Raw genomic sequence first — 20,616 nt, forward strand, 5'->3', positions numbered from 1 at the left:
GCGGCCCGGATGCTGCCGTCTGCCCTCCCGAAGATCGATTTTCCGTTCAGCATCCAGGGCCGCGTCAGCCGGTCAGCCGGTCCGCCAGCGCCTTGGGGTCGTCCGTTGGTGCGTCACAGGTGAAGTTCCGGCAGACATACGCGGCCGGGCGGCCGTCCAGCAGCGGCCGGTCCGCCAGCAGCGGCACCTCGGCCGCCGTGCCCGGGGCCGGCTCGCCCACCGCGACGGCCAGTCCGGGGGCGGTGGACAGCAGCGCGGCGCGGTGCAGTTCGCGGGTGGCCGGGTCGTCGTACGAGCCGACGACCGCCACCTCGCGGGGGCCGTCCAGCAGTGCCTCGGCGACCGCCAGCCCCCAGCCGGTGAACCGCGGCGCCTTGGGGGCGAGCGTCCGCACCACACCGAGCGCGCGCTCGGCCGCCTCCCGGTGCGGGGCGCTGCCGGTGAGGGCGGCATAGGTCAGCAGCGCACCGGCGGCGGCCGTCCAGCCGGACGGCGCGGCGTTGTCCGTCGGATCCTGCGGGCGCCGGATGAGGGCCTCCGCGTCGTCGGCCGTGTCGAACAGCGCACCGCTGTCGTCCATGAAGTGGATCAGCACCGAGTCCAGCAGCAGTCCGGCGAAGTCGACCCACACCCCCTCGCCGGTGACCGCGGAGAGCGCCAGGAACCCCTCGGCGGCATCCGCGTAGTCCTCCAGCACACCCGCGTGCGAGCCCGCGACGCCGTGCAGCGAGGTGCGGAACAGCCGGGCCTGCCAGTCCATATGGGTACGGACCAGCAGATCGGCGGCGTCCGTGGCGGCCTGCACCAGATCCGGGCGGTCGAAGTACGCACCGGTCTCCGCGAGCGCCGCGATGGCCAGCCCGTTCCAGGCGGCCACCACCTTGTCGTCCCGGCCCGGCCGGGGCCGCCGCTCCCGCGCCGCCAGCAGCCGCTGCCGCACGGAGGCCAGCTGCTCGGCGTCCAGCAGCCGCTCGCTGTCCGGCAGTTGCAGCACGGACGCGCCCTCCTCGAAGGTGCCCTGCTCGGTCACCCCGAAGTGGAAGGCGGCCAGCTCCGCGTCCCGCTCGCCCAGCACCTCCCTCAACTGCCGCATCGTCCACACGTAATAGGCACCCTCGGCATGCCGCCCACTGCTGTCGTCACTGTCCGCGTCCAGCGCCGAGGCGAACCCGCCCTGGGCGGTGCGCAGTTCGCGCACCATGAAATCCGCGGTCTCCAGGGCGATCCGCCGGGCGAGCCCGGAGCCGGTCGCCCGCCACAGATGGGCGTACACCCGGCACAGCAGGGCATTGTCGTAGAGCATCTTCTCGAAGTGCGGCACCACCCATCCGGCGTCCACCGAGTAGCGCGCGAACCCCCCGCCGAGCTGGTCGTACAGCCCGCCGCGGGCCATTGCCTCACAGGTGGCCCGGACCATGTCCAGGGCAGCCTCGGAGCCGGTGCGGACATGGTGGCGCAGCAGGAACTCCAGCGTCATGGACGGCGGGAACTTGGGCGCCCCGCCGAAGCCGCCGTGGGTGGCGTCGAAGTCGCGGGTCAGCCCCAGCAGGGCCAGGTGCGCCTCGTCGGCCGTGGGCGGCCGGGCGCCCGTCAGGGCCGGGGCGCGCTCCGCGAGCTCCCGCACGATGCGGCCCGCGACCTCGCCGACCTCCGCCCGGCGGCCGGCCCAGGCGGCCGTCACCCCCTCCAGCACCTGCCGGAAGCCCGGCATGCCATGGCGGGGCGCGGGCGGGAAGTAGGTGCCGAAGTAGAAGGGCTGGGCATCGGGGGTGAGGAAGACGGTCATGGGCCAGCCGCCCTGGCCGGTGGCGGCCTGGACGGCCTCCATATAGACGGCGTCCACGTCGGGCCGCTCCTCGCGGTCGACCTTGACGGAGACGAAGTGCTCATTGAGGTAGGCGGCCGTCGCGTCGTCCTCGAAGCTCTCGTGCGCCATCACATGGCACCAGTGACAACTCGAATACCCGACGCTCAGCAGCACGGGCACGTCCCGGCGGCGGGCCTCGGCGAAGGCCTCGGGCGACCAGGGCCACCAGTCGACCGGATTGTCGGCGTGCTGCAGGAGGTAGGGGGACGTCTCGTGCGCCAGGTGGTTCGGCATGGCCCCATCCTTGCGCACCCGGACCCCGGGATGAGTTATCCACAGGCCTGCCGGAAATGGCTCGGAGACGGAAGACTGGTGTGTCCGTGGCAATCGCTGATCGAGGGGGAACGGAATGCAGAGCTCGCCGCCCGCACTGAGGCAGGGTCACCGTGCGGAAGTCGAGGGCCTGTTGAAGCGGGCGGTCGAGGAAGAGGTGCGCCGTTCGAGCGGCCGTACGGACGGCGGGGCGCTGCTGCGCCGGGCCCAGGGCGAGCTGGAGGCGCTGGCGGGCGCGGCCGCCGAGGAGTACGGCGGGTATCTGCGCGCGCTGGATGAGGAGGCGGCCCAGCGGCGCCCGCTGGCGGCCGCGCTGTCCGGGCCCGCGCTCGGCACACCGCTGCTGGTGACGGTGGTGGCGGCGGCCACGGCCGTCGGTTCGGACCTGGGCTTCGGCGTCTCCGCGGGCCCGGCGGTGGGCGCGGGTGTCGTGGTGGGGGTGGCCGGTTCGGTGGCCACGGTGGCCAAGCTGACGGCCGGGCACTGGTCGGCCGCGCAGCGGCGGGCCGGGAAGCGCGGGCAGCCGGGCGGTGCCGAGCAGTTGCGGCTGCAGTGGCTGACGGCGGTCGAGGTGCGGGGCATCCGGCCGTTCCTGGACCAGCAGCGGATGCTGCAGGGCAGCACCCGCACCAGCCGCGCAGGCAGCGCCAAGCAGGGCAAGGACGGGCCGCAGCTGCGCGGCGGGGACCGCAGTGCGGCGGCCCGGCGGCGCAATGTGCTGGCCCGCTCGTTCGACGATCTGCCCGAGGCGCAGGGCCCGTTCGCGGGTCGCCGCACGGAGCTCGGCCAGATCGCCCAGTGGGTGCACCAGGCGCGGGCGAGCACGGAGACCAAGCCGACGATCGTGGTGCTGCACGGGCCGCCGGGGTCCGGGCGGTCCGCCCTGGCCCTGCGGGCGGCGCACCAGCTGCGCGACCAGTTCCGCGGTGCGTGTGTGGTGGATCTGCGCGGCGAGAGCCAGGGCGAGCCCCCGCTGCCCACCCGGGACGCGCTGCTGCACCTGCTCAACCGGCTGGGCGCACCGCGTGATCAGCTGCTGTTCCGGGAGCGTTCCTCGCAGGAGCAGCACCTCAAGCGGCTGGCGGAGGTGTATCACCAGCACCTGACCGGGCTGCCGGTCACCATCGTGCTGGACGACGCCTCGGACGCCGGGCAGGTGCGCACCCTGATCCCGGACCGTTCCGACTCCCTGGTGCTGGTCACGGCCCGGGAGCCGCTGTCGCTGCCGGCGGATCTGGTGGCCTGGGTGCACCAGCTGGAGGTCGGCCCGCTGGACGAGGCGGACAGCCGGGAGCTGTTGCGGGAGGTGGCCGAGGAGCCGGGCCCGGATGATCCGCAATCCCTTGCCCAGGTGCGGGAGTTGTGTGCGGGTCTGCCGTTGGCGCTGCGGGTGGCGGGCTCCTCGCTGGGGGGCCGGAGCCCGCGGTCGCTGGCGGCGGAGCTGGGGGCGGCCGGGCAGTCCGATCCGGTGCAGCGGGCCCTGTGGCTGCGCTATATCGACCAGAGCGATGACGCCCGCCGACTGCTGCGCCGGCTGGCGCTGGCCGGGCGGGCCTCGCTGGGCGTGGCCGCGGCGGCGGCCCTGCTGGCGGCCGAAGAGCCGGAGGCGGCCCGGCAGTTGACGCTGCTGGCCCGGGCCGGGCTGATCGAGCCGGTGCGGGCCGGCCGCTATCGGATGCACGACCTGGTGCGCGATTTCGCGCATGCCCGGCTGCACGAGGAGGAGCCGCAGCAGGAGCGGGGGGCGGCGCAGGAGCGGCTGATCCTCAGTTATGCGGAGCTGGCGGACTCGGTGATCCGGATGGTGGACGGCAAGACGTCGACGCGGGCCGATATGTTCGTCAAGGGGGCGGCCGGCGGCCATGGTTTCACCTCGCTGGACTCGGCGCTGCGCTGGCTGGACGACGAGTCGAGCTTCATCACGGCGGCGCTGCGGCATACCGAGGGCGTGGACCAGGCGGCGGTGCTGCATCTGCTGGGCGCCCTGTGCGACTACTGCCTGCTGCGTGGCGATCTCTACCGGCTGGGCGAGCTCAGCGAGTTGACGCAGGCCACGGACAAGGGACTGCTGATGCGTTCGGTGCAGTGGCGTACGGGTGTGGCGGCACGCCAGCTGGGCGAGCTGGACAAGTCCCGTACCACGCTGACCTCGGTGGTGGATCTGTACTTCAACGCGCAGAACACCGCGGGCGCGGCACGGGCGTTGCGCGATCTGGGCATCACCCTGCAACACCAGGGCCAGCTCGAGGAGGCGGCGGCCAAGCTGCGCGAGGCGCTGGAGCTGCAGTCGGCTCCGGAGCTGGGCGGCGACCGGGCCTGGACGATGCATGCGCTGGGCGCGGTGGAGCGGGACCGCACCCGGCTGGCCGAGGCGCTCGACCTGCTGAATGTGGCGCTGGAGCTGCACCGGGAGAGCGAGAGCGTGCACGGCCAGGCGTGGGCGCACTTCCAGCTGGGCCAGGTGCTGCTGCGGATGGCCCGGATCGAGCAGGCCGAGCAGGAGTTCCAGGAGGCCCTGGAGCTGTACGGGCGGACGCAGGACGGCCGGGGCGCGGCCTGGGCGCTGACCCAGCTGGCCCGGGCCAGGCTGGTGGCCGGTGACGCCTCGGCCGCCGCGGACGGCCTGCGGACGGCGGCCGCCCGGCACCGGGAGCACGAGGACGCGCGCGGCGAGGCGTGGACGCTCTTCTATCTCGGCCAGTCGCTGGAGGAGCTCGGCGATCTGGCGGCCGCACTGCGGGAGTTGGAGCGGGCCCGCACCATGTTCAACCGGATGCGCGATGTGTATGGGCTGGCCTGTGCCCGGCACCATGCGGCGCGGGTCACCCGTGATCAGCGGGCGGCGCAGACCGGGTCCCTGCGCAACAGCGGGTTCGCCCGGCAGTTGTTGCAGGATGCCCGGCTGGACTTCCAGCGGGTGGGCGTGGCGCACGGCGAGGCGTGGTCCTGTGTGGAGCTGGCGGTGATCGACGCGGGCAATGGCCGCGCGGCGCAGGCGTTGGAGCTGGTGACGGAGGCGTCCCGGCTGTTCGCCGGCATCGGTGACCGGCGCGGTGACAGCTGGGCGCGTTTCCTGCGCTGCACCCTGCTGCCGTTCGCGTCACCGGGCGGTTCGGTGGTGGGCACGGCGGTGGCCGAGGAGGAGCTGGCGGGGCTGCGGCAGGAGCTGCGCGAGGCCGATTGGGTGGTCGATCCGGCGCTGGAGCAGTGCGCGGAGGCGTTCGCCCTGGTGCTGGAGCGGGGCGTGGAGCCGGAGGAGGGCTGGCAGGCATGGCGCCTGGGCATGGTGCCGGGGCGGCGGGCCCGCGAGATCGTGGCGGTCCTGCCGCGCTGACCGCGGCGGTGCCGCGGTGTCCGCCCACCGGACACCCCCTGGACCGTACGGGCCGGCGAACCGGCCCGTACGGTCAGGTGGTGCCGCCGCCCTTGGCGTCGGCCGCGGCCGCGGCGGGGGCCTCCGCCTCCGCCGTCTCCTCGAAGTCCACCCGCTTCAGCTGCTTGGTCATACTCTTCATCAGCAGCCACACCGCGCCGCCGATGACGGCGAAGATGACGAAGCCGAGCAGCCCGGGCGTGACCTTGTTCTGGTCCAGGTCCTTGGCGGCGAGCGGCATCAGGTGGGTGGCGGCGAGGGAGGCAGTCGCGCTCATCATGGGGTCAATTGTTGCGGATGCCGGCGAAGAGGTCGTTCTCGGGGAGGGAAGTGTCCACCCGCGACTTCGCCAGCTCGTACTCCTCCGTCGGCCAGATCTCCCGCTGGACGTCCATCGGCACCCGGAACCAGCCGCCGTCCGGGTCGATCTGGGTGGCGTGCGCGATCAGGGCCTTGTCCCGGATCTCAAAGAAGTCACCGCAGGGCACATAGGTGGTCAGGGTCCGCTCGCGGCCCATCTCGTCCCAGCGCTCCAGCCACTCCCCGTACGGCGACTCCAGGCCACGGGCCAGCAGGCCGTCGTGCAGGGCCTGGGTGCGGGGCCGGTTGAAGCCCTGGTTGTAGTAGAGCTTCAGCGGCTGCCAGGGCTCGCCGGCCTCGGGGTAGCGCATGGGGTCACCCGCCGCCTCGAAGGCCACCATCGAGATCTTGTGGGTCATGATGTGGTCGGGGTGCGGATAGCCGCCGTTCTCGTCATAGGTGGTGATCACCTGCGGCTTGAACTCGCGGATCAATCGGACGAGCGGCTCCGCCGCCTCCTCGACGTCCTGCAGCGCAAAGCAGCCCTCGGGCAGCGGCGGCAGCGGGTCGCCCTCGGGCAGCCCGGAGTCGACGAAGCCCAGCCACTCCTGCCGGACGCCGAGGATGTCCCGGGCCTCCGCCATCTCCTTGGCGCGGACCTCGTGGATGTGCTCCTCGATGTAGGGATCGCCCTGGAGCTTGGGGTTGAGGATGGAGCCGCGCTCCCCGCCCGTGCAGGTGGCGACCAGCACGTCCACCCCCTCGGACACGTACTTGGCCATCGTGGCCGCGCCCTTGCTCGACTCGTCGTCGGGGTGGGCGTGAACGGCCATCATTCGCAGCTGCTCAGTCAAGGCTCGATCCTCAGTCACTGGTCTTGTCAGACGCCTCCTATAGTGACCGAAGCGGGAGCCGTTTCATTCCGCGTTCACATATTCGGCCCGGCAGGGCCCACGGTGACCCACAGGAGGAGCGATCATGGCTGCGGAGCGCGAGACGCTGCCCGAGGGCCGGTACGGCCGCTCGGCGGACGCACGTGCCGACCGCAAGCTGAAGATCGTCGGGTCGGTGCTGGGGCTCGGTCTGCTGGGCTTCATCGGCTGGGCCGGTGTGCACTACATCACCAAAACGGATGTCAGCGGACAACTGGTGCGGTCCCAGACGATCTCCGACAACAGCGTGCAGGCGGTCCTGGAGATCCGCAAGGACAAGAACGCCACCGGGGTGTGCATCCTGCGGTCGCTGGACGCCGACCACCAGGAAGTCGCCCGCAAGGAGGTGACCCTCGAGCGCCGCGAGGAACACTTCACCCAGCTCGTCACGCTGCGCACCACCGCCCGGGCGAGCGCCACGGACCTCGAGGGCTGCCACCCCGTCGGCGATCGCTGATCTTCGCCCCGCTCAACGCCCTGACCAGCCCTGACGCAATTCTTGCGCGGTTTGACCCGCCGACTTCTTCCCCCATTCCGGACGGAATTGTTAGGCTCGTGGTTTCGCCCACCTTTGAAGGCGCACCCTTCTGAGTAGGGCGTTCATTTGTGTCCAGTGACCCCAAGTTTCCCCCAGCACCGACGAGGAGCACCTGTGACCCAGACCAGCGACAACGTCACCTGGCTGACTCAGGAGGCGTACGACCAGCTCAAGGCCGAGCTGGCGTACCTGTCTGGTCCCGCTCGCACCGAGATCGCGGCCAAGATCGCGGCGGCTCGCGAGGAAGGTGACCTGCGAGAGAACGGCGGGTACCACGCGGCCAAGGAGGAGCAGGGCAAGCAGGAGCTCCGCGTCCGCCAGCTGACCCAGCTGCTCGAGAACGCGAAGGTCGGCGAGGCACCGGCCGCCACCGGCGTGGTCGCCCCCGGCATGGTCGTCACCATCGCCTTTGACGGCGACCCGGAGGACACCGTGAAGTTCCTGCTCGCCTCCCGCGAGTACGCGAGCTCGGACATCGAGACCTACTCCCCCCAGTCGCCGCTCGGCACCGGCGTCAACGGCAAGAAGATCGGCGAGGACGCCGAGTACGAGCTGCCGAACGGCCGCAAGGCCAAGGTCCGCATCCTGGACGCCAAGCCCTACACGGGCTGAGCGCGCCGCTCGCGCGGTGCGGCACGGTGAAACGCAGCGCGGCCCCGGATCCCCCAGGGATCCGGGGCCGCACCATGATCACGCCGTGGCCGACCGGTACTTGCGCACCGACAGTCCCCGGAAGACCGCGATGATCAGCACCGACCAGAGCAGCGACGCCCAGGCCGGGTGCTGCATGGGCCAGGCCGCCGGCACCGGATAGCCGGACGGCAGATTGCCGAAGAGCTCCCGGGCGGCCTGCACCGTGGCGCTGAACGGATTCCACTCGGCGATCACCCGCAGCACCGTCGGCATGTTGCCGGACGGCACAAACGCGTTGGAGATGAAGGTCAGCGGGAAGAGCCAGATCAGCCCGCCCGAGGTGGCCGCCTCCGGGGTCCTTACGGTCAGCCCGATCAGCGCGCCGATCCAGGAGAAGGCATAGCCCAGCAGGAGCAGCAGGGCGAAGCCCGCCAGCGCCCGGGGGAGGCCATGGTGGATGCGCCAGCCCACGATGGTGGCGACGACCGCCAGCACCACCAGGGTGAGCGCGGTCTGCACCAGGTCCGCGAGGGTCCGGCCGGTGAGCACGGCCCCCCGCGCCATCGGCAGCGACCGGAACCGGTCGATCAGCCCCTTGTGCATGTCGTCGGCGATCCCGGCGCCCGCGCCCGCGGTGGCGAAGGTGACGGTCTGGGCGAAGATGCCGGCCATCAGGAATTCCCGGTAGGCCGAGGGGTCCGTGTTGCCGCCGACGGCGATGGAGCCGCCGAAGACATAGCTGAACAGCACCACGAACATGATCGGTTGGACCAGGCCGAAGACGACCACCTCGGGGATCCGCATCATCCGGATCAGATTGCGCTTGGCGACCACCAGGGAGTCGTGCACGGACTGGCCGACGCCACCGCGCCCCTGAGGCATCGCCCTCCTGGACACCGGACCGGCGCTCTGAGCGCTCATGACACGGCTCCTTCCGGCCGTCGTCCCTCGCCGCTCTCCGCCGCATGGCCGGTGAGCGAGATGAAGACGTCGTCCAGGGTGGGGCGGCGCAGCCCGATGTCGTCGATCTCGATGCCGCGCGCGTCCAGCTCGCGGATGATCTCGGCGAGCAGCCTGGCGCCGCCCGACACCGGAACGGTGATCTTGCGGGTGTGCGACTCCACGGCGGATTCTCCCTCGCCGAAGCCGCGCAGCACCTCGTCGGAGACGGGGATGTCCGCGCGCCGGTGCACCACGACCTCCACCCGCTCCCCACCGGTGCACGCCTTGAGCTGGTCGGAGGTGCCGCGCGCGATGACCCGGCCGTGGTCGACGACCGCGATGTCATGGGCGAGGTGATCGGCCTCCTCCAGATACTGGGTGGTGAGCAGCAGCGTGGTGCCGCCGGCCACCAACTCCTGGATGACTTCCCACAGTTGCTGCCGATTGCGCGGGTCGAGCCCGGTGGTGGGCTCGTCCATGAACATCACGGGCGGGCTGACGACCAGGGCCGCGGCGAGGTCGAGCCGGCGGCGCATGCCCCCGGAGTAGGTCTTGGCCGGACGGTCGGCCGCGTCGGCGAGGTGGAAGCGCTCCAGCAGCTCCCCCGCCCTCGCCTTCGCCTCGCGCCCGCTCAGCTGATAGAGCCGGCCGACCATGCAGAGATTTTCCCGACCCGTCAAATATTCGTCGACGGCAGCGAATTGGCCGGACAGGCCGATGCAGTGGCGGACTTCGTTGGGTTTCTTCAGCACGTCGATGCCCGCCACGACGGCCGTGCCGCGGTCGGGCTTGATCAGGGTGGTGAGCACACGCACGGCGGTGGTCTTGCCGGCTCCGTTGGGGCCGAGCAGGCCCAGCACGGTACCTTCCGGCACATCGAGATCGACGCCGTCCAGAGCCCTTACCTCGCCGAAGGTCTTGACCAGACCCTCGGCGTATATAGCGCCTGGCATGGAGGTTCTCCCCGTTGGGTGACGTAATACAGAATTTTACGTACGCCCGGGCCATTCCGCTCCGCAAAGGGGTCCATTCCGCAAAAGGGACCGCGCCGGGTAACGGGACCGGTGTCAGGACATGACCAGATAGCCCGCCCGGCGCAGCGCCGTGCCCACCGCGGCGCAGTGTTCGTGCCCCTGGGTCTCCAGGTGCAGCTCCACCTCCGCCTCGGTCAGCCCGAGCCGGGGATCGGTGCGCACATGGCTGACGTCCAGGACGTTGGCGTCGGACTCCGACAGCACCTCCAGCAGTGCGGCCAGCGCTCCCGGACGGTCCGTCAGCCGTAGCCGCAGCGACAGATACCGGCCCGCCGCCGCCATGCCGTGCCGCAGCACGCGCTGCAGCAGCAGCGGGTCCACATTGCCGCCCGACAGCACCGCCACCACCGGCCCCTCGAACGAGCCGGGCGCGGCCAGCAGCGCCGCCACCGGGCTCGCCCCGGCCGGCTCCACCACCAGCTTCGCGCGCTCCAGGCAGAGCAGCAGGGCACTGGACAGCTGGTCCTCGGAGACCGTGTGGACCTCGTCGACCAGCCGTCGGACGATCCGGAACGGCACCTCGCCGGGCCGCCCCACCTTGATCCCGTCCGCCATCGTCGCCGGTGCCGGCACCGACACCGGGTGCCCGGCCGCCAGCGACGCCGGATAGCCGGCGGCGCCCGCCGCCTGCACCCCGACGATCCGCACATCCGGCCGCACCGCCTTGACCGCCACCGCGATCCCGGCCACCAGCCCGCCGCCGCCGGTGCCCACCACGATGGTGCGCACCTCGGGGCACTGCTCCAGGATCTCCAGCCCCACCGTGCCCTGCCCGGCGATCACATCGGGATGGTCGAAGGGGTGGATGAACACCGCGCCCGTGCGCCGGGCGTACTCCTGGGCGGCGCGCAGCGCCTCGTCCACCACCTGTCCGTGCAACCGCACTTCGGCCCCGTAGTCGCGAGTGGCGGCGACCTTGGGCAGCGGCGCCCCCTCCGGCATGAAGACCGTGGAGCGCACGCCCAGCAACGAGGCCGCCAGGGCCACCCCCTGGGCATGGTTGCCCGCGCTCGCCGCGACCACGCCCACCGCGCGCTCGTCCTGGGACAGGCCCGCGATCCGCACATAGGCGCCGCGCACCTTGAAGGACCCGGTGCGCTGGAGGTTCTCACACTTCAGGTGGACGGGGGCGCCGACCAGGGAGGACAGCTGACGGCTGCTTTCCAGGGCGGTGGTCCGCGCCACCCCGGAGAGCATCTTCTGCGCCGCGCGCACCTCGTCGAGGGTCACCGGCAGCGGATCCCCGTCGCCAACTCGTGCAGCCATGCGGCCAGTCTCGCAGCTCGCCCCGCGCCATGGCCGCGTTGACCACCGCATACCGAGGGTTTACCTGGCAACGGTACGGGCACGCGCCGGGCCGCGTACTCTGTCCCCCAATCCTGAGCAACACCCTTCCGCCGCACGAAGTGAGTCCCCAGCCATGCCCACTCCTCCGGACATGACGACCGACCTCGCCCCAGGGGTCCTCGACACGCTCCAGCATCAGGTGGCCGTCTTCGCACGTCGCGCCGAGCAGACCCGCCTCGGTGGTGTCGGCCGGGTCGCCAACTCCATGGACCGCGCCGCCTATCTACTGCTCAACCGCCTTGACCAGGAAGGCCCGATGGGAGTGAAGGCGCTCGCCGCGGGCATGGGCATCGACTCGTCGACCGTCACCCGGCAGGTGGCGCCGCTCGTCGACACCGGCCTGGTCAAGCGCACCTCGCACCCCGAGGACGGCCGCGCGGTCGTCCTCCAGCTCTCGCCGCGCGGCAAGGCCCGCCTGGAAGAGGTGCGCGCCTCGCGCCGTGAGCTGATGTCCCTGTGCACGGAGGGCTGGACCGAGGAGGAGCGAGCCCAATTCTGCTCCCTGCTCACCCGTTTCAACTCCGCGCTCTCCGAGGTGCACGGCGCCCTGCCCCAGGTGCCGCCGGCCTCTTGACCCGCCTCCCCACCTGTCCTCTTCTTGAAGGATGCGAGAGCGGCAGGCGGCCCGGGAGCGCCTCCGCGCCCGGGAGTTCGAAGGATTCGTCGGGGGCGCGGGCGGGCGGCTGCTGCACACCGCCCTGCTGCTGACCGGCGAACCGGAGACCGGGAAGCCGGGCCCCGGCGGGCCGACCGCCGCCGAGCGGCTGCTCGTCGACGCCCTGTCCCGCACCTACGCCCGGTGGGACCGGCTGCGTGGCGACGACCCGTATGAACACACCCGCCGGGAGCTGACCACCCGCTTCGCGCTCTCCGCCCGGCACCACCGCCGCGCCAGGGGCGGTGTACTGGCCCGGCTCACCCCGCAGGAGCGGCTGGTGCTGGTGCTGCGGCTGCACGAGGGCGTCGCCGAGGAGCAGACCGCCGCGAGCCTGGGCCTGCCGGTGGAACGGGTACGGGCCATCTGCACCCGGGCCGTCGCCACCCTGCGCAGCCGCCCGCCGGTGACGACCCCGACGGCCCCGGGCCCGTCATGCGAGCGGAGCGAGGGACGCGCATGAGCTCGTACGACCGCAAGGAGGAGGAGGTCCGCCGGATGCTGGCGACCGGGCACCCGGCCGTCCCGCCCGGTCTGGCCGTACGCGCGGCCGAGCGCGGCCGCCGGGTCCTGCGCGGGCGCCGGGCGGTGCGGGCGGTGGCGTGGACGCTGCTGGCGCTGGCGGTGGTGGCGTTCTGCGCATGGGCCGCGATCGCCCGGCCCTGGATGGCCCCGCCGACGGACACGGCCCCACCGCTGTGGGGCCGGTGAACCGTTCCGCCGACCGCCGCCGGGGCTCGGGGCGTGCCCTAGTACTACAGGGCTAGCCGAGGGCCTGGGTGAGGTCGGCGACCAGGTCGTCCGCCGCCTCGATGCCCACCGACAGCCGCACCAGGTCCGCCGGGACCTCCAGCTGGGAGCCCGTCACCGAGGCATGCGTCATCCGGCCCGGGTGCTCGATCAGCGACTCCACGCCGCCCAGCGACTCCCCGAGCGTGAACAGCTCGGCGCGGTTGCAGATCTCGACCGCCGCCGCCTCGCCGCCCTCGACCCGGAACGACACCATGCCGCCGAAGGCCCGCATCTGCTTGGCCGCGACCTCGTGGCCCGGGTGCTCCGCCAGCCCCGGGTAGTACACCCGGGTCACCTTGGGGTGCTTGACCAGCATCTCGGTCACCCGCTCGGCGTTGGCGCTGTGCCGGTCCATGCGCACCGCGAGCGTCTTGGTGCCGCGCAGCGTCAGCCAGGCGTCGAAGGGGCCGGCGACGGCGCCCATCGCGTTCTGGTGGTAGGCCAGTTCGTCGGCGAGGCCGGCGTCGGAGGTGATCAGCGCACCGCCGACCACGTCCGAGTGCCCACCCATGTATTTGGTCGTCGAGTGCACCACCACATCCGCGCCCAGCGACAGCGGCTGCTGGAGGTAGGAGCTCGCGAAGGTGTTGTCCACCACCAGCCGCACGCCCGCCTCGTGGGCGACCTGGGCGACGGCGGCGATGTCGGTGATGCCGAGCAGCGGGTTGGACGGGGTCTCCACCCAGACCGCCTTGGTCCGCGGCCGGATCGCGGCCCGCACGGCCGCCGGGTCGGTGGTGTCCGCGACCGACCACTCGACGCCCCAGCGCGCCACGACCTTGGCGATCAGGCGGAACGTCCCGCCGTAGGCGTCATCGGGGATGACCACATGGTCACCCGGTGTGAGCAGGGTGCGCAGCAGGGTGTCCTCGGCCGCCAGGCCGGAGGCGAAGGCGAGGCCCCGGCTGCCGCCCTCCAGCGCCGCCAGGTTCTCCTCCAGGGCGGCGCGGGTGGGGTTGGCGCTGCGGCTGTACTCATAGCCGCCGCGCAGTCCGCCGACGCCGTCCTGCTTGTAGGTGGACACTTGGTAGATGGGCGGTACGACGGCCCCGGTCAGCGGGTCCGGCTCCTGCCCGGCGTGGATGGCGAGGGTCTCGAAAGCATGCTGGTCGCTCATTGCCCCGAGGGTAGTACCCCGATTACCGGAACACTCCTGTTCACTTGTAACCGGCGGATGAACGATCGAGCGCCAGGAACGATCGGGCGCCTCGCCACGTCCTTACTGCGTCGGCCCTCTCGTTCTCAGGACATCTCATGGAGCTTCTCGCCATCCTGTTCGCCCTCGCCCTCATCTGCGGCTTCGTGGCCGTCCCCGCGATCCGCCGACGGCGCGCCGGGCAGGACGCGCTGCGGGGCGCCGCCGTCGCGATCGACCCGGCCCACCAGCATGGCTTTGTACCCGCCCAGCAGCTGGACGTGCGGCTGCCCGGGCCGGACGGGGAGCTGCTGACCGCCGTCGAGGAGGCCCGCCGCACCCAGGACTGGAAGCCCGCCGCCGAGCTCCTCGCCCGCACCCCCGCCCAGGGCTCGGCCGAGCTGCGCTGGCAGCGGGTGCAGACGCTGGCCGGTGCGGCGGCCCGCGAGCTGGCCGAGACGCCCGGCACCGGCGGCATGTGGCTGCGCCACTGGCGGGTGGTCGCCCCCAAGGATGCGGGCGGCGCGGCCGTCCAGGCGGAGTTCCTGGTCCAGCAGGCCCTGCGCGACCCGTCCTCGCAGGACTACCGCATGATCCTCGAGGAGGCCCGTACGGTCTGTGCCGAGGCGGCCCTGCTCGCCCCTGGCGACCCCGTCCCGTACATCGTCGAACTGGGCGTCGCGCGCGGGCTGGGCGCGAGCGAGGCGGAGTTCCAGTCGCTGTGGGAGACGGTCGTCGGCCGCGCCCCGCAGCACATGGGCGCCCACCTCGCCGCACTGCGCTACTGGAGCGCCGCCTGGCACGGTTCCCAGGAGCAGGCCGATGCCTTCGCCCAGCGCGCGGCGGCCGGCGCCCCGCAGGGCAGCCTGCTGCCCGCGCTCCCGCTCTTCGCCGTCTTCGACCACCTGCCGGACGTCAACCTGGTCCGCGGCCTGTACCACAGCGTGGTCGTCCGGCAGGCCGTCGAGGCCGCCCAGTACGCCGTCACCCACGCCCCCGCCGACCACCCCGTGCTGCCGCACGTGCGCCACCTGCTGGCCTGGTTCCTGGTCAACGCCGAGCGCTACCCGGAGGCCCTGGAGCAGCTGCGCCAGGTCGACGGCCACATCGGCGCCCTGCCCTGGACATACTCCCCCGACCCGGTCGCCGCCTACCTCTCCTACCGGGCCCAGGCGGTGGCGGGCTGGGAGTACGGCCGCCGCTGAACCCGTCCGGACGGGAATTCCCCCCACCCCCCGCCGGACGGGAATTCCCCACCCCCGCCGGACGGGAATTCCCCACCCCCGCCGCCCGTTTTACCCACACTCGCTTCGGCCGCGCCCCCTTGGAGCTGTGATGCCCTTCCCCCACCTGCGCCGCGAACCCGTCCTCCCCGCCCCCGGGGAAGCACTCCCGGGCCGCCCCGAGCCCGCCTTCTCCCTCCCCGACCGCCACACCGTCCTGGGCAACCCCCTGGCCGGCCCCTACCCGGCCGGCCTCGCCGTCGCCGACTTCGGCCTCGGCTGCTTCTGGGGCGCCGAACGCACCTTCTGGCGGACCCCCGGCGTCTGGACCACCCTCGTCGGCTACCAGGGCGGCCACACCCCCAACCCCAGCTACGAAGAGGTGTGCAGCGGCCGCACCGGCCACACCGAGGCCGTCCGTGTCGTCCACGACCCGGCCGTGGTGTCCTACGAGTCGCTGCTCAAGCTCTTCTGGGAATCCCACGACCCCACCCAGGGCTTCCGCCAGGGCAACGACCGTGGCACGCAATACCGTTCGGCCGTCTACACCCACTCCCCCGCCCAGCAGTCCGCGGCGCAGGCCTCCCGCGAGGCCTACCAATCGGTGCTGCGCGCCTCGGGATACGGCGACATCACCACGGAGATCGCACCGGCCGGGGCGTTCTACCCCGCGGAGTCCTATCACCAGCAGTACCTGGACAAGAACCCGGCGGGGTACTGCGGGATCGGGGGGACGGGGGTCAAGCTGGGTGACCCGTCCGAGGGCGGCTCCTGCCCGACCGGGATCACCCCGGCCGATGGCTGACGCCTCGCGGGCCATGACGTGGCACTCCCATGCGGGCCCGGATTCGCCACGTACTCGTCTCACGCGATGGCTGCGATATCCCCATCGTCGAAGTAGATGGCCTGATGCAGGCGTCCCCCCAGTGCTGCAGCGAACCGGGCGAGGACATCCTGGCCGGAAATGTGTCCCCGCTCGATCTGCGACACACGCCCCTTGGTGACACCCATACGGTCGGCCACGTCCTGCTGAGTCAGCCCTCGGGCACGCCGCAGTTCCGCCAGTCGCCGCCCGGTCATCTCCGCAAGAAGCTCCTCCTTGCCCGCCCGCACGGCCTCCTCGCCTCCGGCACGGACAACATGCTCAGCGCGGATGTCCTGCCAGCGTGTGTAGCCACTCACGACCGTCCTCCTTCTTCCTGAGCCCGTTCCTTCACGTAGCTCTCGTAACGCTCCTCAGCCAGCGGAATCGCTTCCCGATACCACTCGTTCCACTGCCCTGCCTTGTCTCCCGCCACCAGCAGAATGCTGCAGCGCCACGGATCAAAGGCAAAGGGGATCCGCACCGTGCCGGGGCGTAATTCCTTCAGATTCGCCATCGACGAGCCGTGAATGGTGTCCACCAGCGGACGCCCCAGCCCCGGGCCTCCCTCCGCCAGCGCATCAAGTGCCTGCACCACCCGGGCATGCACGTGATCGTCGAGGCTGCCGATCCACTCGCGCACCTCGTCGGCCAGCGCAGGATCGGGACTACTGCCTCTGTTGTGTTCGCCGGGACGGGGGTGAGCTGCCCGGTGGGCATCGCGCCAACCGGCGGCTGAGCCGGGGCCGCTCCGCGTGCCGGGTGGGGCCGCGACCCGCAACCTCGGGCTGGTGCTAGCCGATTGGCGACGCGATGAGGTCGAGATGGGCTCGGGCCGATCGGGAGAAGCTGTCCAGGATCGCCTCTCCCTTCGCGGCGGACGCCTCTGATGGCCGTCCGATCACGCCGTTGGTCGTGTACCCCGCCATCCCCAGGGTGAGCAGGTGGGGACGGCTGGGTGCGAAGTAGTCATCCCCAGCAATGCCGTCGCGGATCAAGTGCGGTGCACCGTAAAGGAGTAGCGAGACTTCGAACTCGCCTCCGTGCATGTCCTCCGCTCCGGTGCTCACCAGCTTGGCGTCGGCTCGCGCCTGGGCGCGGTCCTCGCTGACAGGGAAGAGGGCGATGCGGGGGCCGGTGACGTTGATCTCCTGGACGACGTTCTGCAGGACGTAGTTGCCGCCGTGGCCGTTGACGATGAGCAGCCCGGGGGCGCCGGAGGCCTCGAGCGATCGCCATATGTCGTGGACCATCGCATACAGGGTTCCCGCGCCGATGCTGACCGTTCCGGCCATGGGGGCGTGCTCATGGGAGCAACTGATGGTGATCGGTGGCAGGAGGAACAGGTCGTGGTCGTCGGCGATGCGGCGGGCAATCAGACAGGCGATGGCCGTGTCGGTGATCAGAGGCAGGTGATCGCCGTGCTGTTCGAAGCTGCCGACTGGCAGAACGGCGACCGCCGGGCCGCGCTCGCGCTCGTCGCCGGAGGTGGCTTGGGTGATCAGATCGTCCATGACCTCAGCATTTCGCATCAATCTCGATCGCGTCACGCCGCAAACCATTCTCGGGCGATCTCGAATCGTTTAAAAAACGTCGCGACGGCAGGCATCGTTCGCTGGGTCTCTACGGCCTGCGCGACGATGGAGAGTTCCGCGAATGTGCGGGCGGATCCTGTGTGGGCGACGATGGCAAGTGCCTTCGTGGCTGCCTCCACACCCTGTTCACGTTCCCCTGCCTTAACGTGAGCGCGGGCCAGTCGGGCGAGATAGACGCCTCTGTCATTGCGGTACACGGCGGGCAGGGCGGCCAGTTGGTCTTGAAAGAGCTCGGCCGCGCGCCGCGGTTGTCCGAGGTCGATCCAGCAGTTGGCGCGCTGTATCTCGATGTAGGTCGGAGTGCAGTACGAGGTGTCGACGGCTGTGTCCCGCTCCCCGGTGGAGTGTTCGGAGGCTAGCGCGTATGCCTCGTCGAACTTGGCGAGAGCCATCCTGGAATTGCGCATCAGCGCATAGCCCTGGGCCTCCTGTTGAGCGGCAAGGGCGGTGAGCTGCGGTGTCAGGGCGCTGACGCGTTGGGCGGCTCTGGCGAGTCCGATGGCCTTTTCGCCGCTGGCTCGTGCGGTCGCCTGGTTGCTCTTGCGGAACAAGATGTACGCCTGCATGTGATCGTCTGCCGCCTCTTGCGCTCATTCCATGGAGCGATCCGACCAGTACGCCGCAGATTTGAAATCTCCAAGATCTTGGTGGAGCCAGCCGAGGAACTCGACCACCCTGCTGCCCGTACGCAAGAGTGCTTGACGGGGTGAGCCCGCGGCGGTCTCCAAGTGCCGCGTGATGGTGTTGGCGTGCTCGACCACCGAGGGGATGGTGTGGCGGGCTCCGAAGTAGTTGGCGCTCTGGTAATGCTGCGGGAGCTGACTCTCGATGAGGCCGAAGACGAACTCGGGGTCTGACGGCTCGTCTTCCATCTGGGCAAGCCAGGAATCGTCATGAGCTCCACCGGCTGGGGTCCACTTGACGTTCTGCCCCCTCAGCGCCGGCAGGAGTTCTTCCTGACGATCCAGCTCCCAGTCGCGTCGCGCCAGCCCCAGCATGCGGCCGGGGATGCGAAGGCCATCCGCGATCCGCTCGACAACTTCGAACCTCTCGACCTTGCGCTTGCCCTCGATGATTTCGGTCACGCGGCTTGGCGTCAGCTGCACGCATCGCCCGATGTGCGCGGGGTACAGCCCACCGCGCTTCGCTAGCCGAAAGATCGTGGAGAAGTCGTGACTTCGGCACGCCTCGATCATCTCCAGACTTCTGAGCAAACGCTCAGGAACGCCGTCAGGGGGTTTGCACTTGGGCATGAACCACGCTCCGGAGAAGGGCGGATCGCGTTGGGGTCGGGCGTTGCTACCCGGGATGTTACCCACCGTGGGTAATCACACTGAGCTTCTTGCGCGAACAGTGCCCCGCGATGCTCGGTGACATGGAGAGACAGCCGATAGACGCGAACGGACAAGAGGTGACCCTGCGTTGGGCACGCCATCCCCGGTGCGTCGGCCTGGCGCGTGCGCAGTTGCGCAAGGCCTTGGCGGACTGGGGGCTGATGTCGATCGAGGACGCAGCCCTTGTGGTGCTCTCCGAGTTGCTGACGAACGCGGTCGTGCACGCTCACGTTTCGCCGGGGCGGGAGATCGAAACCAGCTTCCATCAGGTGGCGGGCGGTGTGCGGATCGCGGTTGACGATGCGGACGCCAAGCGGCCGAAGCCGGGTCCTGCCCGCGTTGACGGTGGCCGCGGCCTGGTGCTGGTGGCCGGGCTTGCCGACCGCTGGGGCGTAGATGACCGGAACGGAGTCGGCAAATCGGTGTGGGCCGTGGTGACGACTCCCGTCGAAGGACAGTGGGTATGAAGGTGCGGGTGTGGTCCCAGCGCGTACAGCGCGGGGACGTTGTGATTGATCGTGGTGACAGGCGTGAGGTCAAGGCAGTGCGCGAGGATCGTCGTGCTGGCCGGTCCGACGTCGTGATTCTGTTCAAGTCGGGGCCACCGATGCGGATCAGTGCTGGCGCTTCGCTGGAAGTGGAGCGCCCATGATCCGGTGGGCTGTGCCTCGGGGACTGCGTGAGTTCGTGGATGCGACTGCGCTCCACGTACAAGAGTGGTGGTGGCGACACATATCCCATCGCCGAGTGTCCCAACGCCTGGACATGCGTTGGCGCATTGGGCTCAACAACTGAAGGCGCAGGACCAGATCAGACAGGAGCGAGCGGTGACATCCTCCGCAACTGACGCGACCGGCAATACGGACAAGCCCGACGACAAGGCGAGCGAAGCGACCTGGATCATCCCGCTCCTGGCCCTGCTCCCCACCGTCGCCCTGGCCTTCCTCACGGACCTCTCCACTCCATGGCTGATCACGGCATGGGCGTTCTGGGGACTGGCAGCTCTGCTGATGCTGGTGGGGTGGGCGGATATGCTCCGGCACGGCGTACGGGGAGCGACCGGCTGGACCACCTGCCTCATCGCTCACACGGCGCTGGCCTGGCAGGCGGCCCAGCTCGCCGGGTAGCGTCATCGTTCATCGTTCGCAGCGGGAGAGCCATGGACATAGCAGAACGTGCCGTTCCGCCACGCGTGGTGGCCGCAGAGAGTGTCGCTGCGGAGGCGGCCTTCAAAAAGAGCTGCACGCCTCAAGTGGGCAGACTGCTCAGGCTGGCTGCGGCTTCGAAACCCTCCGGGCGCATTGCGGAAAGCGGCACGGGATCGGGAGTTGGCACCGCATGGCTGCACAGCGGCCTGGGCCCCGATGCGCATCTGGTCAGTGTGGAGCGGGATGAGGACCTGGCCCGAAGAGCAGCCGGAGTCTTCACGGACGACAAGCGGGTGACCGTTCTCACCGGAGACTGGCGACTGCTTGAGCAGCGTGCCCCCTTCGACGTCTTCTTCTGCGACGGCGGGGGCAAGCGTGACGACCCCCAACGGGTTGTCGAGCTACTCGCCCCCGGTGGCCTTCTCATCCTGGACGACTTCACGCCCTCGCCCCACTGGCCGCCTCGATTCGGCGGTGAGGTGGATGAGCTCCGGCTCTTCTATCTCACCCATCCCGCCCTGCACGCTGTCGAGATACTCACAACTCCCTCCAGCTCGGCGATTGTCGCAACACGACACCCCTAGATGACTGATGCCAAGGGGTTCAGTGGTCGTACGCGGTGAGGGAGCGCAT

23 protein-coding genes are annotated in these 20,616 nt (G+C 70.7%); 11 read left to right on the forward strand and 12 right to left on the reverse strand.

Translation table 11 applies throughout. The features are described 5' to 3' along the window. Positions 1 to 64: 64 nt before the first annotated feature. Positions 65 to 2,101, reverse strand: a complete 2,037-nt coding sequence (locus tag ABCR83_RS29535; protein ID WP_462698291.1) for a thioredoxin domain-containing protein — start codon at positions 2,099 to 2,101, stop codon at positions 65 to 67. Positions 2,102 to 2,216: 115 nt separating this feature from the next. Here ABCR83_RS29535 and ABCR83_RS29540 point away from each other — a divergent pair, with 115 nt between their 5' ends. Further along, complete coding sequence (locus tag ABCR83_RS29540) at positions 2,217 to 5,474, forward strand: tetratricopeptide repeat protein (protein ID WP_462698292.1); 3,258 nt, start codon at positions 2,217 to 2,219, stop codon at positions 5,472 to 5,474. Positions 5,475 to 5,547: 73 nt separating this feature from the next. Here ABCR83_RS29540 and ABCR83_RS29545 read toward each other — a convergent pair whose 3' ends face one another. Then, positions 5,548 to 5,793 carry an RAMP4 family protein gene (locus tag ABCR83_RS29545; protein WP_462698293.1) on the reverse strand — a complete coding sequence of 82 codons (246 nt, stop codon included), beginning with the start codon at positions 5,791 to 5,793 and terminating at the stop codon, positions 5,548 to 5,550. A gap of 4 nt (positions 5,794 to 5,797) precedes the next feature. Then, positions 5,798 to 6,667, reverse strand: coding sequence for a mycothiol conjugate amidase Mca (gene mca, locus ABCR83_RS29550; protein ID WP_462698294.1), 870 nt, complete (start codon positions 6,665 to 6,667; stop codon positions 5,798 to 5,800). 124 nt (positions 6,668 to 6,791) lie between these two features. On the opposite strand from mca, the gene ABCR83_RS29555 reads away from it, so the two are divergent. Then, positions 6,792 to 7,202 carry a DUF4307 domain-containing protein gene (locus ABCR83_RS29555; protein ID WP_462698295.1) on the forward strand — a complete coding sequence of 137 codons (411 nt, stop codon included), beginning with the start codon at positions 6,792 to 6,794 and terminating at the stop codon, positions 7,200 to 7,202. Between the two features lie 195 nt (positions 7,203 to 7,397). Next, on the forward strand, positions 7,398 to 7,895 hold the full coding sequence (greA, locus tag ABCR83_RS29560) for a transcription elongation factor GreA (RefSeq protein ID WP_462698296.1): 498 nt from the start codon (positions 7,398 to 7,400) through the stop codon (positions 7,893 to 7,895). A 78-nt stretch (positions 7,896 to 7,973) separates the two neighbouring features. On the opposite strand, the gene ABCR83_RS29565 is transcribed toward greA, so the two are convergent. The 3 genes from ABCR83_RS29565 to ilvA form a co-directional block, all read right to left on the reverse strand. Further along, positions 7,974 to 8,837, reverse strand: a complete 864-nt coding sequence (locus ABCR83_RS29565; RefSeq protein ID WP_462698297.1) for an ABC transporter permease — start codon at positions 8,835 to 8,837, stop codon at positions 7,974 to 7,976. Then, a complete protein-coding gene (locus ABCR83_RS29570) occupies positions 8,834 to 9,811 on the reverse strand; it encodes an ATP-binding cassette domain-containing protein (protein WP_462698298.1) in 978 nt (325 codons plus the stop codon). Before ABCR83_RS29570 ends, ABCR83_RS29565 begins: the two co-directional genes overlap by 4 nt. Positions 9,812 to 9,925: 114 nt before the next feature. Beyond that, entirely contained in the window at positions 9,926 to 11,158 is a 1,233-nt protein-coding gene (gene ilvA, locus ABCR83_RS29575) for a threonine ammonia-lyase (RefSeq protein WP_462698299.1), read from the reverse strand. A 154-nt stretch (positions 11,159 to 11,312) separates the two neighbouring features. Between ilvA and ABCR83_RS29580 the strand changes: the two genes are divergently transcribed. Genes ABCR83_RS29580 through ABCR83_RS29590 form a run of 3 tightly spaced genes read left to right on the forward strand, consistent with a single transcriptional unit; the run spans position 11,313 to position 12,605 of the window. Then, positions 11,313 to 11,813, forward strand: a complete 501-nt coding sequence (locus tag ABCR83_RS29580; RefSeq protein WP_462698300.1) for a MarR family winged helix-turn-helix transcriptional regulator — start codon at positions 11,313 to 11,315, stop codon at positions 11,811 to 11,813. A 31-nt stretch (positions 11,814 to 11,844) separates the two neighbouring features. Continuing rightward, positions 11,845 to 12,357: a sigma factor-like helix-turn-helix DNA-binding protein gene (locus ABCR83_RS29585; RefSeq protein WP_462698301.1), complete on the forward strand. Its 513-nt coding sequence runs from the start codon at positions 11,845 to 11,847 to the stop codon at positions 12,355 to 12,357. Continuing rightward, entirely contained in the window at positions 12,354 to 12,605 is a 252-nt protein-coding gene (locus ABCR83_RS29590; RefSeq protein WP_462698302.1) for a hypothetical protein, read from the forward strand. Before ABCR83_RS29585 ends, ABCR83_RS29590 begins: the two co-directional genes overlap by 4 nt. 52 nt (positions 12,606 to 12,657) lie before the next feature. Here the strand turns inward: ABCR83_RS29590 and ABCR83_RS29595 are convergent, their stop codons facing one another. Beyond that, positions 12,658 to 13,803, reverse strand: coding sequence for a cystathionine gamma-synthase (locus ABCR83_RS29595; protein WP_462698303.1), 1,146 nt, complete (start codon positions 13,801 to 13,803; stop codon positions 12,658 to 12,660). Between the two features lie 137 nt (positions 13,804 to 13,940). Here ABCR83_RS29595 and ABCR83_RS29600 point away from each other — a divergent pair, with 137 nt between their 5' ends. Continuing rightward, positions 13,941 to 15,026: a hypothetical protein gene (locus tag ABCR83_RS29600; RefSeq protein ID WP_462698304.1), complete on the forward strand. Its 1,086-nt coding sequence runs from the start codon at positions 13,941 to 13,943 to the stop codon at positions 15,024 to 15,026. 130 nt (positions 15,027 to 15,156) lie between these two features. Next, entirely contained in the window at positions 15,157 to 15,849 is a 693-nt protein-coding gene (gene msrA / locus ABCR83_RS29605; RefSeq protein WP_462698305.1) for a peptide-methionine (S)-S-oxide reductase MsrA, read from the forward strand. A gap of 59 nt (positions 15,850 to 15,908) precedes the next feature. Here the strand turns inward: msrA and ABCR83_RS29610 are convergent, their stop codons facing one another. From ABCR83_RS29610 to ABCR83_RS29630, 5 genes are all read right to left on the reverse strand, one after another. Further along, on the reverse strand, positions 15,909 to 16,226 hold the full coding sequence (locus ABCR83_RS29610; RefSeq protein ID WP_462698306.1) for a helix-turn-helix domain-containing protein: 318 nt from the start codon (positions 16,224 to 16,226) through the stop codon (positions 15,909 to 15,911). Further along, on the reverse strand, positions 16,223 to 16,549 hold the full coding sequence (locus ABCR83_RS29615; protein ID WP_462698307.1) for a type II toxin-antitoxin system RelE/ParE family toxin: 327 nt from the start codon (positions 16,547 to 16,549) through the stop codon (positions 16,223 to 16,225). The genes ABCR83_RS29610 and ABCR83_RS29615 overlap by 4 nt, the downstream gene beginning before the upstream one ends. A 151-nt stretch (positions 16,550 to 16,700) precedes the next feature. Further along, positions 16,701 to 17,420 (reverse strand): creatininase family protein, encoded by a 720-nt coding sequence (locus tag ABCR83_RS29620; RefSeq protein WP_462698308.1) that lies wholly within the window; start codon positions 17,418 to 17,420, stop codon positions 16,701 to 16,703. A 32-nt stretch (positions 17,421 to 17,452) separates the two neighbouring features. Then, on the reverse strand, positions 17,453 to 18,067 hold the full coding sequence (locus ABCR83_RS29625) for a hypothetical protein (RefSeq protein ID WP_462698309.1): 615 nt from the start codon (positions 18,065 to 18,067) through the stop codon (positions 17,453 to 17,455). Positions 18,068 to 18,091: 24 nt separating this feature from the next. Continuing rightward, a complete protein-coding gene (locus tag ABCR83_RS29630) occupies positions 18,092 to 18,586 on the reverse strand; it encodes a hypothetical protein (RefSeq protein WP_462698310.1) in 495 nt (164 codons plus the stop codon). Positions 18,587 to 18,843: 257 nt separating this feature from the next. Here ABCR83_RS29630 and ABCR83_RS29635 point away from each other — a divergent pair, with 257 nt between their 5' ends. The 3 genes from ABCR83_RS29635 to ABCR83_RS29645 all read left to right on the forward strand — a co-directional run bounded on the left by ABCR83_RS29635 (position 18,844) and on the right by ABCR83_RS29645 (position 20,567). Next, on the forward strand, positions 18,844 to 19,302 hold the full coding sequence (locus ABCR83_RS29635) for an ATP-binding protein (RefSeq protein WP_462698311.1): 459 nt from the start codon (positions 18,844 to 18,846) through the stop codon (positions 19,300 to 19,302). A gap of 360 nt (positions 19,303 to 19,662) precedes the next feature. Continuing rightward, positions 19,663 to 19,962 carry a hypothetical protein gene (locus ABCR83_RS29640; RefSeq protein WP_462698312.1) on the forward strand — a complete coding sequence of 100 codons (300 nt, stop codon included), beginning with the start codon at positions 19,663 to 19,665 and terminating at the stop codon, positions 19,960 to 19,962. 32 nt (positions 19,963 to 19,994) lie between these two features. Continuing rightward, complete coding sequence (locus ABCR83_RS29645) at positions 19,995 to 20,567, forward strand: O-methyltransferase (protein WP_462698313.1); 573 nt, start codon at positions 19,995 to 19,997, stop codon at positions 20,565 to 20,567. Positions 20,568 to 20,616: the final 49 nt, after the last annotated feature.

The sequence above is a fragment of the Streptomyces xingningensis genome, from assembly GCF_054957865.1.